The organism is Dietzia sp. SLG310A2-38A2 (assembly GCF_014145095.1).
In the GTDB taxonomy this organism is placed as follows: domain Bacteria; phylum Actinomycetota; class Actinomycetes; order Mycobacteriales; family Mycobacteriaceae; genus Dietzia.
Window position 1 is genome coordinate 1 of the sequence record NZ_JAALDX010000030.1, and the last position, 2,953, is coordinate 2,953.

Below are 2,953 nucleotides of genomic sequence, written 5' to 3' on the forward strand. Positions count from 1 at the left end.
GCCCGCCCCCGGACAGGGGGCGGGCCTCAGTCATCGCGTCTGGCCAGGTCAGATCAGCGCGGGGCCATGCGGAGGGCGCCGTCCATGCGGAGGCTCTCGCCGTTGAGGTAGTCCTGCTCGACGATCGCGTTCGCCAGCTGCGCGTAGTCGGACGGGCGGCCGAGACGCGACGGGAACGGGATGGAGGCCTCGAGGGTCTTCTGGAACTCCTCGGTCAGGCCACGCAGCATCGGGGTCTCGATGGTCCCCGGGGCGATGGTGTTGACCCGGATACCGAACTGGGCGAGGTCGCGGGCCGCACAGATGCCCATCGAGTACACGCCGCCCTTGGACGCGGCGTAGGCGATCTGGCCGACCTGGCCCTCGTAGGCGGCCACGGAGGCGGTGTTGATGATGACGCCGCGCTGGCCGTCCTCGTCCACCGTGTCCTGGGTGGACATGGCCTCTGCGGCAAGTCGCAGCACGTTGAACGTCCCGACCAGGTTGACCGAGATGCAGGTCTGGAACAGGTCCAGGGCGTGCACGCCCTTCTTGGAGACGATGCGGGCGGCCGGGGCGATGCCCGCGCAGTTGACCACGACGCGCAGTGGGGCGGCCTCGGTGGCCTTGGCGATGGCGGACCGGACGTCCTCCTCGCTGGTCACGTCGGCGGCGAGGAGGGTGATCCCCTCGTCGATGCCCTGCTCGACAGCCTTGTCGATGGACTGCTGGAGGTCGAGGCCGAAGACGGTCGCCCCCTTCTCGGCGAACGAGCGCGCGGTGGCGTTGCCCAGACCGGAGGCGGCACCGGTGACGATGACGGAAGCACCCTTGATGTCCACGGGCGATGTCCTTTCTCTCTAGGAGGCGAGCACTAGGACGTGCAAGCACTTACCGACCCAGTGTTCCAGAACCGTGTTCAGCGCACGCCGAAGGCCGGGCTCTCCCCCCGCACGGGGAACAGTCGGCCGTCGATGCCCCGACCGGAGGCGGTGTACACCACGCGGTACTCGCCGGCCGGTGTCCCCGGCGGGATGTCCCAGGTGATGAGGGCGTTGGTCACCGTGAGCAGGCCCTCGAACACGATCATCGTGGACCAGTCGCCGTCATCGTGGACCCGGACCCACCGGCCGCCGTCCCGGCGCTCCACGGCGAGGTAGGTGTCACCTCGCCGCAGATCGGAGTTGGGGTTCGTGCCGCAGAACCGGACCACGACCCGCTGCCCCACCCGGTACCCGGGTAGGGGCGGGTCCAGTACGTCACCGAAGTTCCGGAACGGTGCCGGGGTGTCCCCGAGCGGGTTCCCCAGTGGGGAGACGGGGATCTGCCCGGTGAGGTCTCGCTCGGAGGCCCCCGGATCGAGAGGGGTGCCCGACCGCATCGAGCGCGCCAGGTCGGCGGCCACCTGCTGGATGGCGGGGAGTGTCCACGGGCCGAACGCGGTGGCCCCGCCCTCGTAGTTCTGCGCCGAGTACTCCTCCGGGGTCGTGACGTAGTGCCCGTAGGCGTTGGAGTAGCCCTGCACCGTGATGTGGTTCTCGGGGACGGCGAGTTCGGCCGCCAGCGTGCGACGCAGGCGCAGGCCCGCCACGACCGTCGGCTCAAAACCCAGACTGAACAGGTAGTGACCGCCCAATCGGACGAGGTGGAACGGGTACACGCGTTGGATGGCGTGCGGCACCAGACCGACGGGCAGCAGGATGTCCTTGGCGCCGTGGGCCTCTCGTAGCCAGGCGGGGATCACGACCTCGGAGATGGCTCTGACGTCAGGGTTGCCACCCCGGTCGCCCTCGTTGAAGGGCAGCTCCTCGGCTCCCCCACCGTCCTCCTGGCTGCCGGCGGCGAAGGCCGCGCCGAGCGCTGCCACGGCGGTCCGGTGCGCGCGGCCGTCGCCGGTGAACTCCGGCCGCACGTCGACAGCCGACATGTCGACCCAGCGATGGCGGACGTCGATCCCACCGCCGAGCGGGCGGACATTGCGGTCCACCTGGTCCCGGGCGGCGGCGAACTGCCGCTCGCCGTTGATACGGGTGTTGAGCCACTCGTCCGGCGTCGGCCCCTGCCCGGGCTCGAGATCGAGGTTGGGGCTGACGTCGCCGGGGTTGGTCTGGGCGAAGGCGGTCACCAGGGCCGGGGTCCCACCGGCCAGGTAGTCCTGCCCCGCGGCCTCGCGCTCCCAGTACCAGGCGGCGTACCCCTTGTTGTCCGAGGAGGAGAGCGTGTTGGCGGCGGTCATGGACGTGGCGTGCGAGGCGAACCAGTTGATCACCCCGACCAGGCGCTCCCCCCGGGTGATCTGCAGGGATTGGGACCGAGGATCGATGCCGGTGGGGAAGTGTGCGCGTTCGTCGGCGGTGTCCCGGTCGAACGAGCCGCGTGAGCGGTTGACGCCGGCGTCGTGGAGGCTACCCGTCGTGACCCCGACGCTCGACGGCGCGAGGTCGTGGTGCGCCATTCGGACGGCATCGACGATCCCGGCGCAGTTGGCGTCGAAGGTGACGGGCCGGAACCCGAGCATCGAGAGGTCGACCATGGGGTGACCGGAGGTCCCGCCGGGGGCGGCGTGGGTGTGTGTGGCCGTGATGACCACGTTTCCCTCGTGATAGGTGTCGCCGAATTCGGCGGCCAGGCGACGGAGGACCTCCTGTTGGATGGACTGGAAGATCAGCCCGATCTCGGCGGTCACGTGGAGGAACCTGGGTGACGACGGCGAGTCGGCAAAGACGAACGCCCGGGCCCGCTGTCGCAGATGCAGACCCACGGAGTGCTGCTCGGTGTCGGCATAACCGTTCATCCCGGCCCCGAGGGACTCCCCGGTCATGTCGCCGATGCCCCGCCCCACATACATCCGGGTGGCCTGCGCGGGCGCGACCGCGGGCAGGACGGACTGCAGCGCTGCCACACCTCCGAGGGCGGCGGCCCCGCCGAGGACGGTGCGGCGCCGGATCCCGCGGTGACCGGCTGTGTGGCGGTC

General features: G+C 70.4%; 2 protein-coding genes. Both read right to left on the reverse strand.

The window, feature by feature from the left end; all coding sequences use genetic code 11:
• Positions 1-53: 53 nt before the first annotated feature.
• A complete protein-coding gene (locus G6027_RS01250; protein ID WP_182634682.1) occupies positions 54-821 on the reverse strand; it encodes an SDR family NAD(P)-dependent oxidoreductase in 768 nt (255 codons plus the stop codon).
• Positions 822-898: 77 nt separating this feature from the next.
• On the reverse strand, positions 899-2,926 hold the full coding sequence (locus G6027_RS01255) for a neutral/alkaline non-lysosomal ceramidase N-terminal domain-containing protein (RefSeq protein ID WP_346995589.1): 2,028 nt from the start codon (positions 2,924-2,926) through the stop codon (positions 899-901).
• Between the last annotated feature and the right edge of the window lie 27 nt (positions 2,927-2,953).